13 protein-coding genes and 2 pseudogenes are annotated in these 19289 nt (G+C 38.6%); 8 read left to right on the top strand and 7 right to left on the bottom strand.

The features are described from left to right. Nucleotides 1-60: 60 nt before the first annotated feature. From FTU75_RS06700 to FTU75_RS06725, 6 genes and pseudogenes are all read left to right on the top strand, one after another. Nucleotides 61-1221: an acyl-CoA dehydrogenase family protein gene (locus tag FTU75_RS06700; protein ID WP_180115481.1), complete on the top strand. Its 1161-nt coding sequence runs from the start codon at nt 61-63 to the stop codon at nt 1219-1221. Between the two features lie 12 nt (nt 1222-1233). Then, nucleotides 1234-2046 (top strand): CoA ester lyase, encoded by an 813-nt coding sequence (locus FTU75_RS06705; RefSeq protein WP_257223733.1) that lies wholly within the window; start codon nt 1234-1236, stop codon nt 2044-2046. Nucleotides 2047-2077: 31 nt separating this feature from the next. Continuing rightward, a complete protein-coding gene (locus tag FTU75_RS06710; protein ID WP_180115482.1) occupies nt 2078-2920 on the top strand; it encodes a hypothetical protein in 843 nt (280 codons plus the stop codon). 1 nt (nt 2921) lies between these two features. After that, nucleotides 2922-4112 carry a CaiB/BaiF CoA-transferase family protein gene (locus FTU75_RS06715; protein ID WP_180115483.1) on the top strand — a complete coding sequence of 397 codons (1191 nt, stop codon included), beginning with the start codon at nt 2922-2924 and terminating at the stop codon, nt 4110-4112. A gap of 97 nt (nt 4113-4209) precedes the next feature. Then, nucleotides 4210-5922 carry an electron transfer flavoprotein-ubiquinone oxidoreductase gene (locus FTU75_RS06720; RefSeq protein WP_180115484.1) on the top strand — a complete coding sequence of 571 codons (1713 nt, stop codon included), beginning with the start codon at nt 4210-4212 and terminating at the stop codon, nt 5920-5922. Nucleotides 5923-6304: 382 nt separating this feature from the next. Beyond that, nucleotides 6305-7134, top strand: a pseudogene (locus tag FTU75_RS06725) (TIGR02391 family protein). Between the two features lie 30 nt (nt 7135-7164). Here FTU75_RS06725 and FTU75_RS06730 read toward each other — a convergent pair. The 3 genes from FTU75_RS06730 to FTU75_RS06740 all read right to left on the bottom strand — a co-directional run bounded on the left by FTU75_RS06730 (nt 7165) and on the right by FTU75_RS06740 (nt 14397). Beyond that, on the bottom strand, nt 7165-10302 hold the full coding sequence (locus tag FTU75_RS06730) for a type I restriction endonuclease subunit R (RefSeq protein WP_180115485.1): 3138 nt from the start codon (nt 10300-10302) through the stop codon (nt 7165-7167). A 74-nt stretch (nt 10303-10376) separates the two neighbouring features. After that, complete coding sequence (locus FTU75_RS06735) at nt 10377-11633, bottom strand: restriction endonuclease subunit S (protein ID WP_180115486.1); 1257 nt, start codon at nt 11631-11633, stop codon at nt 10377-10379. A gap of 1 nt (nt 11634) precedes the next feature. Beyond that, entirely contained in the window at nt 11635-14397 is a 2763-nt protein-coding gene (locus FTU75_RS06740) for a type I restriction-modification system subunit M (RefSeq protein ID WP_180115487.1), read from the bottom strand. A gap of 197 nt (nt 14398-14594) precedes the next feature. Between FTU75_RS06740 and FTU75_RS06745 the strand changes: the two genes are divergently transcribed. Together FTU75_RS06745 and FTU75_RS06750 are read left to right on the top strand one after the other, a co-directional pair. Continuing rightward, nucleotides 14595-15395 carry a hypothetical protein gene (locus FTU75_RS06745; protein WP_180115488.1) on the top strand — a complete coding sequence of 267 codons (801 nt, stop codon included), beginning with the start codon at nt 14595-14597 and terminating at the stop codon, nt 15393-15395. Nucleotides 15396-15596: 201 nt separating this feature from the next. Next, nucleotides 15597-16214, top strand: a complete 618-nt coding sequence (locus tag FTU75_RS06750) for a hypothetical protein (RefSeq protein WP_180115489.1) — start codon at nt 15597-15599, stop codon at nt 16212-16214. A gap of 60 nt (nt 16215-16274) precedes the next feature. On the opposite strand, the pseudogene FTU75_RS06755 reads toward FTU75_RS06750, so the two are convergent. The 4 genes and pseudogenes from FTU75_RS06755 to FTU75_RS06770 form a co-directional block, all read right to left on the bottom strand. Further along, nucleotides 16275-16739 (bottom strand): annotated as a pseudogene (locus FTU75_RS06755) (HNH endonuclease domain-containing protein); the annotation flags it as partial. A gap of 143 nt (nt 16740-16882) precedes the next feature. After that, nucleotides 16883-17113 carry an AlpA family transcriptional regulator gene (locus FTU75_RS06760; protein ID WP_180009639.1) on the bottom strand — a complete coding sequence of 77 codons (231 nt, stop codon included), beginning with the start codon at nt 17111-17113 and terminating at the stop codon, nt 16883-16885. 92 nt (nt 17114-17205) lie between these two features. Further along, the gene (locus FTU75_RS06765) at nt 17206-18099 is read right to left on the bottom strand and encodes a hydrolase or metal-binding protein (RefSeq protein ID WP_180115490.1); all 894 of its coding nucleotides are present in this window, start codon (nt 18097-18099) and stop codon (nt 17206-17208) included. A 113-nt stretch (nt 18100-18212) separates the two neighbouring features. Beyond that, nucleotides 18213-19256, bottom strand: a complete 1044-nt coding sequence (locus FTU75_RS06770) for a YqaJ viral recombinase family protein (RefSeq protein WP_180115491.1) — start codon at nt 19254-19256, stop codon at nt 18213-18215. Nucleotides 19257-19289 lie beyond the last annotated feature (33 nt).

Here is a 19289-nt window from a genome sequence, read left to right on the forward strand (position 1 = left end):
CATAATAACAATATATGATCATTACAAGTTACTAAAAACCTGTTTCGATAAGGACATCAAATGAAAAGCACAATCAATAATTACCAAGAAATCCGCGAAGCAGTCCGCGCTTTATGTGCAGAATTTCCAGCAGAATATCATCGTAAAATTGATGAAGAACGTGCCTACCCAGAAGAATTCGTTGATGCATTGACAAAAGCTGGCTGGATGGCGGCCATGATTCCTGAAGAATATGGCGGTTCTGGTCTAGGCTTGACTGAAGCCTCTATTATTATGGAAGAAGTTAACCGCAGCGGCGGCAATGCTGGATCATGCCATGGTCAAATGTATAACATGGGCACATTATTGCGCCACGGTTCTAAAGCACAAAAGGAATTGTATTTACCTAAGATTGCAACAGGCGAATGGCGCTTACAAACCATGGGTGTGACTGAACCAACAACGGGTACAGACACCACCAAAATTAAAACCACAGCAGTAAAAAAAAGCGACCGCTATGTGGTAAATGGACAAAAAGTTTTTATTTCTCGTGTACAGCACAGTGACTGGATGATTCTGCTAGCACGTACAACTCCACTTTCTGAAGTCACTAAAAAATCAGAAGGTATGTCCATTTTCATGGTGGATTTACGTGAAGCTGAAAAAAATGGCATGATCGTCCGCCCTATTCCAAATATGGTTAACCATGAAACCAACGAAATTTTCTTTGATAATTTAGAAATTCCTGAAGAAAACCTAATTGGTGAAGAAGGCAAAGGCTTTAAATATATTTTAGATGGCTTGAATGCTGAGCGTACTTTAATTGCCGCAGAATGTATTGGCGATGGTTACTGGTTTATGGACCGTGCTACACAATATGTAAAAGACCGCGTAGTTTTTGGCCGTCCAATTGGTCAGAACCAAGGTGTACAGTTCCCATTGGCAGAGAACTTCATTGAAATTGAAGCTGCAAACCTAATGCGCTTCCGTGCATGTGAAATGTTTGATCGTGGTGAAAAATGTGGTGCAGAAGCCAATATGGCAAAGTATCTAGCAGCGAAATCAAGTTGGGAAGCGGCAAATAACTGCCTTCAATTCCATGGCGGTTTCGGTTTTGCTAATGAATATGATATCGAACGTAAATTCCGTGAAACACGCTTATATCAAGTTGCACCTATTTCAACCAACTTAATTTACAGCTTTGTTGCTGAACACTTACTTGGTCTTCCACGTTCATTCTAATGAGGTAAGTCAATGAATAAAGTGATGAAATCAGCACGTTCTTATCTCTTTGTTCCAGCCAATCGTGTTGAGCGCTTCGAAAAAGCGCTCAATGCCGATGCCGATGCTGTGATCATCGATTTAGAAGATGCCGTTCCATTCGATCTTAAACAGTCTTCACGTGATGCACTTGCTGCTTGGCTGCAAGACCATCCTGAACATCAAGTGATGATCCGCGTGAACTCAAGCCAAACTGAATGGTTCTTGGCGGATATCGAATTAGCGAAATTTCCCAATATAAGCGCAATTGTGCTGCCTAAAACTGAATCCAGCGCAGACATTGAAGCTGTGCTGAAAATTCGTGATGTTGGTATTTTTCCACTGATTGAAACACCTCAGGGTTTCGCAAATGTCAGACAAATTGCTTGTACCAAGCAAGTCATTGCTTTGATGTTTGGCACGATTGATTTCCAACTTGAGTTGAATATGAATGGCGGTTATTTAGAACTGCTATCGTTTAGAAATGAAATTGTTTTAGCCTCTCAACTCGCGAAGATTCAAGCACCTGTAGATGGTGTGACGGTTGATTTTAAGGATGAAGATTTAATTCAATTAGAAACACAGCAAGCTAAAAACTTAGGTTTCGCTGGCAAATTGTGTATTCACCCCAACCAAGTCAATCTTGTCAATCAAACGTTTAATCCAAGCACTCAGGAAATTTCTTGGGCAAACCAAATTATGCAAGCTGTTGAAGACGCAAAAGGACAAGCAGTCAGCTTGAATGGAAAAATGATTGATCTACCGGTTATTTTGCAAGCACAAAAAATTATTGATCGTGCATCTTAAGGAATAAAAAAAGGAATATAGGGATAAGAATATGGAAAATTTTGATGCTTGGATTGGCAAAAAAGAAGTTTTAAATGATTTTACACATCCGCGCTCTGTCTCAATGATGCAAGCGCTGCTAAATCAGACGGAAAATAAAATCAGTGAGTTACCGCACCTATATCAATGGTTTTACTTCCTGCCAATTGTAAATTCAGAAAACCTCGCTGAAGATGGACATCCTCAAAAAGGCGGATTCTTACCCCCAATTCCTTTTCCTAAACGTATGTGGGCAGGCAGCCGCATTGAATTTATTGAACCTGTACTACTCAATACCAACGTCCGTAAAGAATCTGAAATTATTAAAATTCAGTTCAAATCTGGCAAAAGTGGCGATATGTACTTCGTTACGGTAAAGCACTCTATATTTTCCAATGATATTTTAGCCATTGTTGAAGAGCAGGATATCGTTTATCGCGCTGCATCTAATCAGCCACAAACGCTTAAAGCTGCTGCGCCAATTGCGGTCACAGAAAAGCCATATACATACAAAAAAAGTTTTTCAGTGAATACCACTACGTTATTCCGCTATTCTGCTTTAACCTTCAATAGTCATAAAATCCATTATGATCGTCCGTATGCGATGGAAACAGAAGGCTACCCAGGCCTCGTCGTTCACGGCCCCCTTTTAGCAACATTGTTGCTGCATACATTTAAACAAGAACATAGCGATAAAAAAATTTCGCGCTTCGAATTCAAAGCTGTTAATCCTGTATATGATTTCAATACATTTTCAATTTGCGGCGATGTACAGCTCAACCAAGCTGAATTATGGATTGAAAAATCTGACGGGCAAATTGCAATGAAAGGCGCTGTACAATATCACGAGGGTTAACATGCCAGCTTTAGATGGAATCACTGTAGTCTCTTTAGAACATGCGATTGCTGCGCCATTTTGTACAAGGCAACTCGCAGACCTTGGGGCACGTGTCATCAAAATTGAACGCCCACAGGTTGGTGACTTTGCCCGAAAGTACGATGAACGTGTCGATGGCATGTCCTCGCATTTTGTTTGGACAAACCGTTCAAAAGAAAGCCTGACGTTAGATTTAAAAACTGAACAAGCAAAAGCTGTAGTCAAACAACTTTTATTAAAAGTTGATGTATTAGTACAAAACTTAGCGCCTGGTGCGGCATCACGCTTAGGCTTTTCATACGAAGAGCTTGCTGAAATTAATCCTAGAATTATTGTCTGCGACATTTCTGGATATGGCGATGATCTTAATCATCCTGGGCCATACCGCGACAAAAAAGCGTATGACTTGCTGATTCAGAGTGAGTCAGGCTTTCTCTCTATTACTGGCACGGATGAGGAAAGTGTTAAAGCAGGATGTTCCATCGCAGATATTTCTGCTGGCATGTATGCCTACAGTAATATTCTGGCTGCGCTGATTGAGCGCGGTAAAACAGGCAAAGGTAAACGCATTGATGTCTCTATGCTGGAAAGCATGACAGAATGGATGGGATACCCGCTGTATTACACTCTAAATGGTGAGTCCTCACCACCTCGGAGCGGTGCTTCACATGCCACCATTTACCCTTATGGGCCATTCCCAACAGGCGATCAAAAGCAAGTCATTTTAGGTGTGCAAAATGATCGTGAATGGCAAGCCTTTTGTGAAATGGTACTAGAAGCTCCTGAACTTTATCTCGATGCAAGATTCCACACCAATACACTCCGCTCGCAAAACAGACATACATTGTGTCATATGATCGAAAAAAAGTTCAGCCAGTGGTCACAAGCTGAAATTATGCAGCGTTTAGAAAGCGCAAATATTGCCAATGCACGTGTCAATCAAGTTCAAGACCTATGGCAGCATCCACAGCTTCAGGCACGCCAGCGTTGGATTGAGGTCGATTCCCCTGTTGGAAAAATCCCAACCTTAAAACCAGTCGGTTTATCCAATACTGAGGATTTTACTGTAAAAGGCATACCTAGTTTAGGTCAGCATACCCACAGTATTTTAAAGGAATTGGAGTTTAGTCCAGAATATATTCAATCCTTATCAGTTGAAGGCATTATTTAACTTCTTATCTCGCTTGCTTAGGCCAGCAAGCGGGTTTTTAAATTTAAGCTGAAATTTCTCACCCCAATTTTATGAAATAATCCACAGAGTAAAAATCATGGAAGATATTACACGTGAATCGATGGAGTTTGACGTAGTAATCGTTGGTGCAGGCCCTGCGGGTCTTTCTGCAGCGATTAAAATCCGTCAACTTGCAATTGAAAATAACCTGAACGATTTGTCCGTTTGTGTCGTAGAAAAGGGCTCCGAAGTAGGGGCGCATATTCTGTCTGGCGCTGTGCTTGAACCTCGCGCGATGAATGAACTCTTCCCTGACTGGAAAGAACAAGGCGCTCCTTTAAATGTGCCTGTCACTGAAGACAAAACCTATTTCTTATTGTCTGATGAAAAATCTCAAGAAATGCCGCATTGGATGGTGCCAAAAACCATGCACAATGATGGCAACTATGTCATTTCATTGGGCAACGTGGTTCGCTGGTTAGGCGCTAAAGCTGAAGAATTAGAAGTATCAATATTCCCAGGCTTTGCAGCTTCAGAAATCCTTTACCATGAAGACGGTACGGTTAAAGGCATCCAAACTGGCGACATGGGCATTGGCAAAGATGGCGAACCGACGCACAACTTTACCCCTGGCTATGAACTGCATGCAAAATACACATTATTTGCTGAAGGCTGCCGCGGCCATCTAGGCAAACGCCTTATTTCTAAATTTGATTTAGATAAAGATGCTGATCCGCAGCATTACGGTATCGGTATTAAAGAGCTTTGGGAAATCGACCCTGCAAAACACAAAGCAGGTACGGTAATGCACGGTGCTGGCTGGCCTTTAACTGAAACGGGTTCTTCAGGCGGCTGGTGGTTATACCACGCAGAAAACAACCAAGTGACTTTGGGTATGATCGTAGACTTGTCATATACCAACCCGCACATGTACCCATTCATGGAAATGCAGCGCTGGAAAACACACCCGCTGATCAAACAGTTCCTTGAAGGCGGCAAGCGTATTTCTTATGGCGCGCGTGCAGTTGTGAAAGGAGGTTTCAACTCGCTTCCTAAATTCACATTCCCAGGCGGCTCGCTGATTGGTGATGACGCTGGCTTCTTGAACTTTGCAAAAATCAAAGGCTCTCACACTGCCATGAAATCTGGCATGCTGTGCGGTGAAGCAGTATTTGAAGCGATTGCTGCCGGTGTAGAAAAAGGCGGTGACCTTGCTATTGCCCGTGTGACCGAAGGTGAAGACTTCTTCGCTAAAGAAGTGACTGCATACACTGAGAAATTTAACAACAGCTGGTTAAAAGAAGAGTTATACAACGCTCGTAACTTTGGCCCTGCAATGCATAAATTCGGTACATTCGGCGGCGGCGCATTTAACTTTATCGATCAAAACATCTTTAAAGTGCCATTTACGCTGCATGACTTACAGCCTGACTACAGCGCAATGAAATCTGTAGAAGCGAACAACATGAAACCAGACTATCCAAAACCGGATGGCAAGTTAACGTTCGACCGCCTATCTTCTGTATTCGTTTCAAACACAGTACATGAAGAAAACCAGCCTGCTCACTTGAAGCTGACAGATGCCTCTATTCCAGTAAATGTGAACTTACCAAAATGGGATGAGCCTGCTCAGCGCTACTGCCCTGCTGGTGTTTATGAAATTATGGAAGAGAATGACGGTTTTAAACGTTTCCAAATTAACGCAGCAAACTGTGTGCATTGTAAGACTTGTGACATCAAAGATCCCTCTCAGAATATCACCTGGGTAACGCCTGAAGGCGGTGGTGGTCCGAATTATCCAAATATGTAATTTAAGATAGTTCTTGTGAGGAAGCTCACATATACCCATACATGTGGAGTTATAACTAGCTCTTCATTTTAATTTTTTAGGTAATCTCAGTGCCTTAGGGTGCTGAGATTGAAAATATAACTGCAGTATGGAATATAATAAAAAATTAACTCTTCAAAAAAAAGTATAATTATTTTTTATTCATTGGCTCATATATAAATTCAAGATAATTTTTTGCAAAAAAAAATGAACGGTTTTTAAATAATAGCTTTTTTTGAGGTGGTGGCAATTGAACTCACCCAAAATCCCCAAAGAAATCTAGCAATTAGAAAATTTGAAGTACTAGATTTTTACCCCAATTTACCCCATCATCTTTTCGAACAACAATTCTCTATTTATAAAAATGTTTAAAACAGAAAATTACTATCGTGTCGATTATTTAGGTGAAGAAGGCATTACAGAAACATGTCTATTAAGCCTGCACAATTTGATCCAAACTCATGCAGATCTAAGTTACGCCCTATTGCTGACAAGTGAACAATCTCATGCCTTTATCTTGAAAGATCTAACCGAAAATTATTATGTCATTCGCTCTGGCTTTACATCTTGTTATTCAGGTGAAGGACCAAAGGGTCTAGCAAAAGCATTAGCTCTTTTAAGCAAACATAGAATTGAAACTGAAGAAATTCTAATACCTACGAAGCTTCTCAATAGATTGAATAACTCATCATTAAATGATCAGGATATTGATTTTATTTTTCAGCAAAAAATCATTCGTCCTATTCGTCTGCATGATTATATTTATCCTTTCGAAAATGAAGCAGCCCACACTGTTAATTCAAAGCGTTACTACCCTTTAGAACTACCCTACTCGATTATTGATGACAGAATTTTTGACCTTGCTCTACTCTTTAAACAAGATCCCGACTCTGCTTTAACAAAAGCATATAAGCGTCTTGAAGATATTATTCGTACACGTACAGGTATCCGTGAGCATAGCACCAAGCTGTTTGCTCAAGTCTTTCAAGGGGAAATGCCATTCTCACTTGGGATGTACCAGAGAGTGCCGAGATCAAAGGTCGAGTAAATTTATTTACAGGTGCCTATATGGCTTTCCGGAACGCTCGTGCACATCGAGAGAAAGATGAAAACTTAATTCATCAGTACCGAGAGTTTCTATTAATCAATGAGTTATATCTACTAGAAGCTGAAGCAATAACAGAATCAAAATAAGACAAGGCCATTTGGCCTCGTCTTATATTACTATGTTAATTCTTTGCCGTTACTTAATATGAATTTTCGCAACATTGCATCCACTCGAATATTTACTTTGTGAGGAAGAATGGTTGCTCCATCTTTAGCTTCTAAATATTGTTTTGCTTTGACTTTATCTACCGTTGCTAGAAGCTCATCAAAACGTCCAAACTCATTAATATTATTTACAGTCACCTGCGTATTCATGAGTTGTCTTAACTTCGTTTCATCGAGTCCTAGTGCTTCTGCAAGATCATGAATTCCATCTTCTTGTGCTTGGAATTGATACTCAGTAATGTAATCCCTGAACGATTTACCAGCAACAAGAGTCACATCTCCACTCTGTACATCATGCAAGAAGATATTAGCAAACTTCTGTTCTTCGGCACTGAGCATTGCAAAACTCTTATGCAATTCATTTAACGCATCTTCAATAGAAAGTTCTAAATCACCATTACGCAGTGCTTTTAGATATTTATCAAAACGACTATTCATGTAGTCTGAATCGATTTTGTCTGTATCGATTTCTGTTAAATAGCCTTCTACTTCAAAAGGTATGCTCCCACCACCTGAACCGCCACCACCGCCATTCGAGAACAGTTCTTTATAACGCAGTGCCAGAACTAAGAAAGTTTGCTCATCCAACTTTAATTGAATCGTAAATTTCTTTTTATGCTCATCAGTAAATTCATAACTCAATTTATCCCATTTAAAGCCCTGAATTTTAGCCGCTTCAAGATATTCGTTGAGTTGTTTAAACAGTTTGGCAAATAAAGCACAGGACTGATCATCTTCTGGTAACTTCTCAAAATTAGACACATGGGCACTTTTAAATACGCTATCAATTTTTTCGAAGATGTCATTGATGTTTTTTAAATTGCTTGGCAATTTATCGACAAATAAAGCCAATGGCTTATCACCCGAATATAATTTTACCGCAGCGTCGATATTACGCTTCATGGTGTGCGGACGACGATAATAACGAATAATGCCAAATGGCTTATCTTTGCCAAACAAGCGATTGGTACGTGAGAAGGCTTGGATTAGATTTGCATATTCTAACATCTTATCCAAATACAGCGTGTTAACCCATTTTGAGTCAAAACCTGTCAGCATTTGATCCACCACAATTAACAGATCAAGCTGTTTTTCAGGCGTATTTTCGATGCGTTTATAGGCTTCTTTGTGTGATAGGCGATCTGCAATATCTCTCTTCATCTTGGCATGAGTAGCTAAACTAAAGTCCACACCATAAAGTGCATTGTAGTCTTGAATAATTTCAACTAAGCCATCCTGTTTAAAGGCAGCATTACCATTGTTATCAATATTTGGATCAAATAAGGCTGTGACTTTTAGCTCTGGCATCGACGTTTTAATCAGTCGATAGTACTCAATTGCTTCAGGAATACTACTGGTTGCAAACATGGCATGGAATTTATGATTTTGGCTAAACTGCATCCAATTGTCTTTAATATCTTCAACAACTTTATTGCGATGCTCAGTACGATGATATTGTGATGTTGGCAGATAGTCTTCGATTCCTTTTATGTATTTGCCAGACTTATCTATACGCCCTGCCATTTCAACTTGCTTACTGTCCATAAAGTGTTGATAGACTGCTTTTTTGTCAGGATCATCGATGGCTTCTTTTTCTGTATTGGCTTTTGCCTGATACAGTGCAACTTCTTTACGCAATTTAGAATCTTTATAGGTTGAAACCAAATAAGGGTCAAAACCTAAAACGTTTTTATCTCGAATACCATCTGCAATGCTGTAACGGTGTAATTCATTACCAAATACCGTTGCAGTGGTATTCATATTTTTTTCGTTTTCTTCCTGAATCGGCGTACCTGTAAAACCAAAGAATACTGCTTGTGGGAAGGTATCTTTAATGGTCATCAACATTTCACCAAATGTAGAGCGATGTGCTTCATCTACGATGATGACAATCCGTTTTTTATTGATCAGTTCAATGTCATGTGCATTTAAACCGCCATCTTCATCCTTAATATTACTCATTTTTTGAATTGAGCTTACGATCAAGACTTCATTTGGATTTTTACTTTTAAGTTTACTGACCAAGGCATGGGTATTTTCAGTGGCTTGGACAAAGTCTTCAATTTCAGCAAAGTTGTTATATTGCTCAAGTGATTGCACACCCAATTCAATACGATCCATTAAGAAAATCACTTTATCTGCATCTTTGCTCAGAGCAATCAAATGGGCTGCTTTAAAGCTGGTCATGGTTTTACCTGATCCAGTAGTATGCCAAATATAACCACCTAAACGATCTCGGCCATCCCATTCTATACTTGCCACTCGATCCGTGATTTCATGTACAGCAAAACATTGATAACTGCGCATCACTTTTAAAATACCATCAGTTTTATCCGCAATAGTATAAAAACCAATAAGTTGATGAGCCATGGGGATAGAAAGCAGATTCCCTGCAATATCTTTCCAATAGTTCACGGGTTCGTTATTAAAATCTCCCCAATTGAAATAGAAATCTGAGTTAAATGTGCCATCAGGTCCCGGGTTGGCAAAGTACCATGTTTCTTCTGGGTTCATTGCCACGAAGATTTGTACCAATGCAAACAAACCTGTAAAGATGCCCGAACGTGCATAGTTTTCAATTTGGTGTGCCGCTTGACTCACTGGCACGCCTGAGCGTTTTAGCTCGATATGAAAAACAGGCATACCATTAATGAGCAGCATTAAGTCGCCACGACGGTCATTTAAGATTTTAGATTTGGTTGGGAATTTGGGTTGTTGCGCAATTTGATAACGGCTTTTACCTGCGGCAATTTCTTGACGGTCGTAAATGGTTAAGCTGACTTCTTTACCACAATGTAGTTCATCATTTGGATTGTCACGTTTAATGGATACGGTTTTACCGTTAATAAATCCATTGAGGGCAAACGGTGTACGTAGCGTATTGATCTGTTCAATAATCTGATCCATTTCCCCTTGAGTTAAAGGCTGATTATTCAGTCGATCAATTTCTCGGTTATTTTGAAATAGGATCTTTGCCCAGTTATCAATCAGATCCTGTTCCGTTGGGTTTTTAATGACATCTTGCCAACCTTTTTTTAAAAGGAGATCAATGAGTGCTTGTTCGAATGCTGTTTCGCTTTTAAAAGTCATATCAAATTTAGTTTTATAAAGTCAGTATTTAGATTTTAAAAATCCCCCTTACATCAAGGGGGATATAGCAATTATTAAACAAACATTTTTTCTAAAAATGCTTGTTTCAGATTTTTTACAGTTTGGAGCTGTTGCTGGTGTAAATAGATCTTTTCATCAATTTTTTTGAAGAATTGACCTATTTTTTCCTGTTCAGCTGGCTCTGGGATTTTACAGGTAAATCCTAAAATCTTACTTGGAGAAGTATGCTTTACTGTCGTACCTGTTGCCGCTAGTACGATATATTTATGGTAGGATTTGGTCTGCAATAAATAGAATAAAAACTCTTTATCTAACTCTGAGTTTTCAAAATTAATTAGTCCTAATCGCTGATTATGAAGGAAGGTTTTTCCTTTAATTGATGGTAATAATGCAGGTAGACCTAAAGTATCACTTTCTTTACTTAAGTCAGTCATAGTTACAATAAGATCATTTTCCTTAAGGATATAATTCTTAGGAACTTCACCCTTATAGTAGATAAATTTTTCAGCTTTAAATCCACCACCAATCCTAAAGTTACCCGGCGTTAATAAACAATAATCGGTTTCTTTATCGCTAAAAAACTCACCATTAAATGCATAACCATGCTTAATCGAAATATAATCTAATAATTTTGAGCTATGCCAATCCCCACCAAAACCTTTTAAACGAATTTCAGGACGTTGAGCTCCCTGTTTTGGAAACATTTTTCCCAACATCGCTTTTTTAAAATTTTGGGTTTGAGCCAATTTCTTTTCATGTAAAGCAATTGATTGATCAAGCTTTCTGAACAAGTCACCAATAATAATCTGCTCTGATTGGTCTGGTAAAAAAAATGTGAAATTTCTAATATCATTAAGACTCAAATGAGGCACAGCAGTTTCAGTTTTGATTCCAGAAATATGACTTAAAAAGCCCTTATGTATATACTGGTAAATAAACTCACTTTCAACCTTATTACTCCTTACACGAGCAACTCGCTGAACTAAAAGTGCTGGTAAATCTTTTGAATTTATCTTAGCATAACTTTTCCCAATTAATGCACCATCCATTTGAATAACAATATCTTCGGCTTGTAGCAAATAGCGCTCTAAACCTTTTGAAGACGGCCAATATTTAGATAAATTAGCAGAGGTATCTAGATAACCTCTTTTGACATTCATTCCTCTTACTAGAAGAACACCACTAGATGTAAACTCATTGCTATCAAAGGGATTGCCTGTAAGCAAATCTGTACATTTGGCTAAACTTGATTTGAACCATCCGCCTACAAAGCCTATAAATCGCACCTCAGGGCATTTTTGCTTTTCCACATTACGCCCCTTTTAACAATGCTTGAAACTGTGCCAAACCTTGCATATCAAACTCATCACCTGTTAAGTCATCAATCAAGGCTGCAAGGCTATGCTCTGCCTCAGTCAGCTTTTGCGTGGTTTCCGTATAGGTCACGGCATACTTATCTGCCAAAGCCTGTACCGTATCGGTAAAATGCTCAATCACTTCATTCGGCAATGCCAAAATCGCAGACACAATCGGTTCAACCCACTTCGCTTCTAGCAACGCTTTCACTTGCGCTTCTTCTAAAGCTTCAATCGTGGTTTTGGTTAAAAGATGCAGTACAGCTTCTTCTTTACTAATCTGTGCTTTTAACTCTTTCTCTTGTGCAAGTAACTCATCGACCTGTACCAAAGTTGCCTCTAAACTGCCTTCTTCAAAACTAAAGCCTGAACGCAATTGCTTTAAATAGGCTTTTACTTTTGGTGCTGCATAAGTGCCATCTTTATTGGCTTCAATGTTAGACCACTTCACTTCCGCATGAGTTTGTACAAATTGCTCTTTTTGTTGCTTCTTCGGTTTAGGGTCTGTTCCTAAAAACTCAAGATATTCATTGAGTGCCACAATTTCAGGCGTTTCAATTTCCGCATAAGCTTGCTTTAACGCTTTAGCAATTTCAGCAGGCACAAATGCATCATTGGCTTCATTTAATAACTGCTCTTTATCTTCTTCAGATAAAGACTCCATCAAAGACTCGATCTCTGCACTCGCTTCTGCAAGTTCACGCTCTTTGACTTTTAAGGCTTCCAATTCTTTAGACAATAAACGTTGCTGTACTAGATCAAATGGCAATACATAGCCTACCCAACCTTCTTGTACTTCATGCTCTTTACCATCTTTCTTTTTAATCACGATATTTGGATTAACAATTTTGGCAGCATCCAAACCTTCAGATTGAATAATCTCCAAATCACCTGCAATACCTTGCCATTGATCATCTAAAGCTTGGTACGCCTGATATTTATCCACCAGTGGAATATCAGCTAAACGTTTAAAGATGTCCTTACTTAAAACATTTTCTTGCTGGGCAATATGCAAGCTTTGCATTTTGCCAATGAGTTCACCCTTCAAGTAATCCTTAAAATCAGCAAATGCGGTATTAAACTGAGTCACAAAGCCCTTCACATCTTGATGGCTGTGAATCGCTTGGCTAATTTCAGTCGTTGCTAAATTGACATAAGGCGTATCACTCTCGGCAAATAAGTCTTGGCGTAATTGTGGGAATGCCTTCCAATATGCACTGTGCGCATCAATTTCTTTTTTCGGAATACCGCCAAACATCGTGGCATAGATATCCCATGTTTCAGCCGTTGCTGAAGAGTCTACATAACGAGGAATATTCAGGTTGTAGCCCTGATCCTGAATTTCTTTTTGCGTCACTAGACGTGAGAACTGCTCAACATCTTTACGTTCAATCACAGCATCGACAATTTTCTTAATATTCGATGCTTGAAGATGGTTGTTTTTACCGAGCTTCACAAAGCCTTTAGATGCATCAACAATCAACACGTCTGTAGTTGGACGTTGTTGTTTTAAAATAAGGATGACCGTTGGAATACCCGTACCAAAGAAAATATTGGCAGGTAAACCAATAATCGCATCAATGTGGTTTTTCTTAATTAAATTGGTACGTATACGCTCTTCTTCACCGCCACGGAACAATACGCCATGTGGTAAGACAATCGCCATAATGCCATTTGGTTTTAAATGATATAAATCATGCAACAAGAACGCATAATCCGCCTTAGTTTTAGGGGCTAAACCGAATTCTTTGTATCGAGGGTCTGCATCTTTATTTGCTGGATCCCAGGCTTGTGAATATGGTGGATTCGATACCACTGCATCTACATAGAGTGGTTCGTAAGTATTGATGGGATCATTGTCTTCAAAAAATGGCCAGTCATCTTCTAAAGTATCAGCATTTCTCGCCACAATATTGGCAGGTAAAATACCACGCATCACCAAGTTCATACGGGTTAAGTTATAGGTATTCTCTTTTAATTCTTGTGCGTAGTATTTGATTTTATTGGCATCATTCACATGCTTCGCCACAGAACTACCAATATTAATCAGCAATGACCCTGACCCACTTGTTGGATCGTAAATTTTAATTTCAGGCTGGTCTTTTAAATGATGCGCAATAATTTCAGACATAAGCACTGAAACTTCATGCGGTGTATAGAACTCACCTGCTTTTTTACCCGCATTTGCTGCAAAAGAACCAATTAAGTATTCATAAATGAAACCAAGCACGTCATAGTCTTGCTTGTTATTCATTGGAATGACTTTGATCAGTTGCAACAAGTCACTGATCGCTTTGGTCTGGCTATTTGAGTTATCGCCTAATTTACTTAGACCTGTCTCTAATGTCTTGAAAATACCTTCAAAAACTTTTTTATGGGAACTATGAATGTGGCGTGAGAAAGCGGATAGCGCATCACGAACATCAGCAACTGTAAAGTCTAAGCCTTTATTGAGCCATGTTGAGAACAGGTCATCATAAGCGATGAAATAACCAATACCATTTTTAATAAATTCTACGGTTTCAGCATCTTCTTCTGTCAGTGCTTCAATATCTGACTGTGTAAAATCGTTCGCTTCTAAAAAGCTTTGTTCTTTATCGGAAAGAAACTTGTAGAACATGAACCCTAGGATATAGTCTTTATATTCATTTGCCTCAATCTTTGAGCGCATTTTATTGGCTGATTCCCAGATTTTGGAAGCGAGTTGTTGCTTGTTCATAGGGTTGTCTACAGTTCTTAAATAAGGTTAAAGCCTTTAATGACCAGAAGGCTTATGATGCCTGTATTCTCGTTGATTTGGGGGGTATTCTCAATAAGAACCGTCAAATAAGAAATATTTATAATTTTAAAGTGTTTTATATTTCATTAAATTTAATATAATATTTTCATGCATTTAACTTGAATGATACTCACAATATGGCAACTTTAGAAAAAAACTTAGAAATAGCAAATTTAGTATGTAAATTTGGGGATCACAATTTATTAGACTTATATAAAGAAGTTGTGGAGCCTTCATTTTTCAAAAACAAAAATCGAAAAGCTGGCAAAAGTAATTTCTATTTTGATGAAGTTTCATTGGTGAATCTAGGTGACGATATCCTAGGGGAGAAGAATACTCTTGCTTTAGTTGGCCGATTTGTTAAACAGACCAAACTTGAACGTGAGCAGTATCGTGATGCAGCTGGAAAGTTAGTAAAAGATAAGAAAAAACTTGATTCGGCACCTTCTGCGATTTTTGCTTTAATTTTAAACAACCATAGATTACTTTATGCTGCTGAAACGAAATATGCTCCAACTCCAGAAAATTTTAGAAGTACATTGTCATATTTTTTAAGAAATGAACAAATTAATTATAAAGATAGTTTACCGAAAGAAGAAAGAAATCCCTTTTTAAAAGAATTCCCAATTGTTGAGCTGACACTGACTCCGCTGACCAACCAAAAAACTTTAAATGAGAATATATACTTATTCAATAAGTTGAAAAAAGTTACATTTATTCTCAATGATCGTAATTCTGAAATTGATGGAGAGGATATGTTCCGTCAAATGCAAGAAACTTCAGATGAAGCTGGAGGTCAAGGAAAATTTGAAATTACTAATAACAAAGGTTTAAACCAAAAAGTTATTGCGAAAGAAGCTAATAAAGCAACTATACAAGGCAACCAAAATATTATACTTCTTGGTACTGACGCCACTGGAAAAAAAATTAAAAATTGACAATGAAGATGTTAAAATTCAAACAACTATTGATGTCGTTCAAAATAATATTTTTGCTACCGTTGTACATATGTTTTCAGCCTTTACAAAACTTATTCAGTCCAAAGAAATTAAAGTCAAACAAACAGATGCGGAAACCCAAGAAATTCTAAATACTATTGATACAAATAAGGTTATGACAATCCATCAGAATGAGACCGAATGATGAACGGATTATTGGAAGAAAAAAATATTCGTGAGATCTATAAAAAATCCAAAGCTATACCTTTGTCAAATTTTAATAAGTTTTTCCCAATCCTACTCGGCCTATTCTTTTTCTTCATCCTTATAATTAATAATGTAAGCATTGAAACAAGTTACACTAAAATTAACGAGTTGGTTTCTTTCTTGTTTTCATCATTATTTGCAACATTAGGTTTTTTAGTAGCTGGATATACAATATTTTGTACAATAACTCCCTTAGATTTACAAAAAAAAATGATTGAATACACTGATAACAAATCTAAGCTAATTTTTTTTAAGAAAGTTCATTTTACATTTATTAGAGTATTCATTTATTTTATAATATTCAGCTTCTTATTGTTTATTATATATTTTTTTAAAGACCTAAATTTAAGTTTAGGAAGCGATACTTTTAAAATAGATACCCTAAGGGACATCTATAAATACACTAACTATTTAGTTCTTACATTCTTAGTAGCTGGTACTACTTTTCTATTTTGCGAACTTAGCTCATTTATTTTCAATATTTATAATTCAGTTGCTACAACTTTGCACTGGTTGATAAATATTAAATCTGATTCCAATAAAGACCATTAAATATATCCACTGATAGGAGTAAGGGGTTACACCTTATGATTATCGACTTGCATATTAACTTCAATCAATTGATCCCCAAAACCACATCAAGTAATTATTTTCTTTTCCCTGTGCATAAGCCCACTCCGCCACTTTATGCGACCGCTCCTTATCTGTCAGAAAACCAAGCACTGAGATCCGATCCACAATAATCAAATCGTGTTCTTCATTGCGCTACTGCCATTTATGCAAAAACTCATCTGATGCCAGTAAATTACTTTTCTTAGAATTGCAACTTGAGTCCGCAAGCACAAAATTATGCCCTGTATCCGATGAATACATTGACCAAGGGATAAAATGATCGACGGCATAACGACCTTTCCGCATCGATTTATTGCAGTAGAAACATTTGCAATCTTGTAACTCAACTAAGATATTTGCCACTGCATTTAATTGGTTACGACTTGGCTCAAACATGAATTGTTCAAGGTTAGGTAACTGATTCAAAATCGGTGCATTACTACTGTTCTTACGGATGTAGTCTATCTTTCCATATCAACGTTTAACGATGCTTGTGCAAACTCATCCGCATGTTGATTGTAATAATCTATTGTTTTCATTCTTAGTACTTAGGCTAAAACTAATCTTAGTCTACAAAAAAATAAAAAAATAAGGGAGCAAAGCATCCCTTATTCTCGACTCGCCAACTTATTTTCAATCCACTTATGGATCTCATAAGCTGACCAGCCAATACGGTTTTGGGTAATTTTAACTTTCTTTGGAAATGTCGGATCATAATACGGTGAGTTTTCATCCATCATTTCATAGATTGTAGAACGTGCAACACCCACAATTTCTACAACTTGCTTAATACTGATGAGTTGATTCATTTGAAAAGTTTGACCAACAAACGCATTCATGAGTTTACTCCTAATCATTCATGCGAGCGGTTATTCGCTCAAATGATACGCAGCTCCATAAAAATTTAATCTCCTTAAAACTCAACAATCATTCAATTCAAAGTTTGAACAGAGCGCTGTAACTCATTCTGTAAATTCAAGCTTGTGATTTTCTTTTGTTGAGCATCTTCGCTGCCTTCATCAGATGGATAAAACTCTTCAATAACGTCTAACCCATCACCTGAATCCATTTCAAAAACTGCATTTGCATAACCCTGCCTCGCCTTATGATCTAAAGCTTCCTGATTAAAACCACTAGATTTACTCTGTTGATCAATTTCTTTAGCAGTCTGTATTGCTGACTTTAAATCAACTCCCTCACGTAAAGTTAAATCCACGTAATACACAGGCTGGCGGTAACTTTGGGTTGTAGATTTACCCCGAAGGGTGAGTTGCAGCGGTAAACATGAAAGTAATCCATTCGATGCTGCATGGTAGTAGCTCAGACGTGCAGCCAAGGTCCTTATACTGTTAAAACCAGTGGTTCTAAATATAAAAGTACCAAGCTCATCCGACTCATCTAAATTGACATGTAGTCGACCGTAAGGCTTGCAGTGTCCACCTTGAGCCATTGAACATAAATCAGGGGATGGACAAAGATGCTGCTCTACACCTTGACTAGTCAAGCGCTGGCAGGTTTCACCATTACCCACACAAACGGGTCGTCCTGTTTGACGATCAAATAAGCTGTACTCTGCACGCAGATTCAGCTCAGGATCATTGAAGATCATCCGTACAGGTATTGAGCGGAGTTTTTGATTGGATGCTTTAGCCCGCAGCTGTTCATCTAACGGATGTTTGATCCAACCACTATCTTTACTTTGGATTTGACTGGTAATGGTGAATTGGTCATCCTTTTCAGGCAGACGCTTGCCATTCTTTTCCACCATTCGGCCAATGCTGATTCGCCCTAAAATAGGCGGTGTGATTGCTAAGCCTTTAATCATGATATTCCTCTTTTTAACAATGAAATCGGCATAAAAAATCCCATGCTGTTTGGCATGGGATCGTTATGTCCTTAAATTGATTTGCTTGCGAATAGCAAAAGATTGATTTCATCTCATTCACCATCTGGATAAATATTGAAGCGTCTTGAACCAGATTTACTTTGCGGAAATTGGCTCAGATATTCAGGGTACTGTTTTAGTAGTGCTTTGCTGTCCAGGCTAATCGAGTCTTTGGCCTTTTTCCATGTCACCGAACCAGCTTTAAAGGTTGCGCGCTCAGCCTCCTGCATCTTGGCCTGCAGCTGGTGCTTCAGCAGATCGAATTGCTCTTGGTGCTTTTCAATTTGATTGCGTGCTTGAATCAGCTGCTCAAACTGTTGGTTGGCTTGATCATCTAACGAGAGATCGGTCGTACTTAGCGGTACATGCTCTGGATACAGTAATTGCAAAGCTTTAGCGGCCGATTCACTAGCATCTGCATCAGGCGGTGTATCCTTTTCCACGCACTCCCAGAAGTAACGCTCTGCATTCACGATATGCTGAATCACCGATTCTGAACGGATCACTTTAAATATACGGGTTTCATGTCCGCAAATCAGCACACAGATATGTGCTGCCTTCTTCCCCGTCACAGCCAGTTGATGCTGTACCTGACACAGTACATATAGAGGCACACCATCCCGCCAAAGCTTAGCGCCATATTCCCCTGCTGTTTTACATTCCAAAATCTGCACATCTGCGTCACCCACTACAGAGTAATCCAAGTTTGCTAACATGAAATGCTTGTCTGGATCAGGATGCTGCAGCACAGCATTCACCCGACGGACTTTATAGTTGGTATGCATGCTGTAGTATTCAGCCACTAAGGGTTCCAAACGCTTGCCCCAATATAGCGGAGCATGGCCTTCGCTTTCATCTTCAATCGATTGCTTGATCCGTCCAGTCTTGATCATCCAGAGTTCCAGCATCGACATATAAGGGTTGAGCCCACAGGCTGCTGCACAGTCACTGCTGCCGATGCCTTGCCTTCGCACTTCCAGCCATTCGGCCTGAGTCATATTTTTAGTCGCCATAAAACGTTTTGCGGTAAAATTTTTAGGAGCACGGAATACTTTAGGCTGTGCAGATGCTGCAGGTAGATTTGATAAATGATTCATTGTTAATTCCTCTAATTTAAATTTTGGGCATAA

The organism is Acinetobacter sp. YH12140 (assembly GCF_013418475.1).
GTDB classification, from domain to species: Bacteria; Pseudomonadota; Gammaproteobacteria; order Pseudomonadales; family Moraxellaceae; genus Acinetobacter; species Acinetobacter amyesii.

What these genes read in the sequence shown, in the direction of transcription:
- FTU75_RS06700 (WP_180115481.1), top strand. Translation starts at nt 61, where the DNA reads ATGAAAAGCACAATCAATAATTACCAAGAAATCCGCGAAGCAGTCCGC.
- FTU75_RS06705 (WP_257223733.1), top strand. Translation starts at nt 1,234, where the DNA reads ATGAATAAAGTGATGAAATCAGCACGTTCTTATCTCTTTGTTCCAGCC.
- FTU75_RS06710 (WP_180115482.1), top strand. Translation starts at nt 2,078, where the DNA reads ATGGAAAATTTTGATGCTTGGATTGGCAAAAAAGAAGTTTTAAATGAT.
- FTU75_RS06715 (WP_180115483.1), top strand. Translation starts at nt 2,922, where the DNA reads ATGCCAGCTTTAGATGGAATCACTGTAGTCTCTTTAGAACATGCGATT.
- FTU75_RS06720 (WP_180115484.1), top strand. Translation starts at nt 4,210, where the DNA reads ATGGAAGATATTACACGTGAATCGATGGAGTTTGACGTAGTAATCGTT.
- FTU75_RS06730 (WP_180115485.1), bottom strand. Translation starts at nt 10,302, where the DNA reads ATGACTTTTAAAAGCGAAACAGCATTCGAACAAGCACTCATTGATCTC.
- FTU75_RS06740 (WP_180115487.1), bottom strand. Translation starts at nt 14,397, where the DNA reads ATGAACAAGCAACAACTCGCTTCCAAAATCTGGGAATCAGCCAATAAA.
- FTU75_RS06745 (WP_180115488.1), top strand. Translation starts at nt 14,595, where the DNA reads ATGGCAACTTTAGAAAAAAACTTAGAAATAGCAAATTTAGTATGTAAA.
- FTU75_RS06750 (WP_180115489.1), top strand. Translation starts at nt 15,597, where the DNA reads ATGATGAACGGATTATTGGAAGAAAAAAATATTCGTGAGATCTATAAA.
- FTU75_RS06760 (WP_180009639.1), bottom strand. Translation starts at nt 17,113, where the DNA reads ATGAATGCGTTTGTTGGTCAAACTTTTCAAATGAATCAACTCATCAGT.
- FTU75_RS06765 (WP_180115490.1), bottom strand. Translation starts at nt 18,099, where the DNA reads ATGATTAAAGGCTTAGCAATCACACCGCCTATTTTAGGGCGAATCAGC.
- FTU75_RS06770 (WP_180115491.1), bottom strand. Translation starts at nt 19,256, where the DNA reads ATGAATCATTTATCAAATCTACCTGCAGCATCTGCACAGCCTAAAGTA.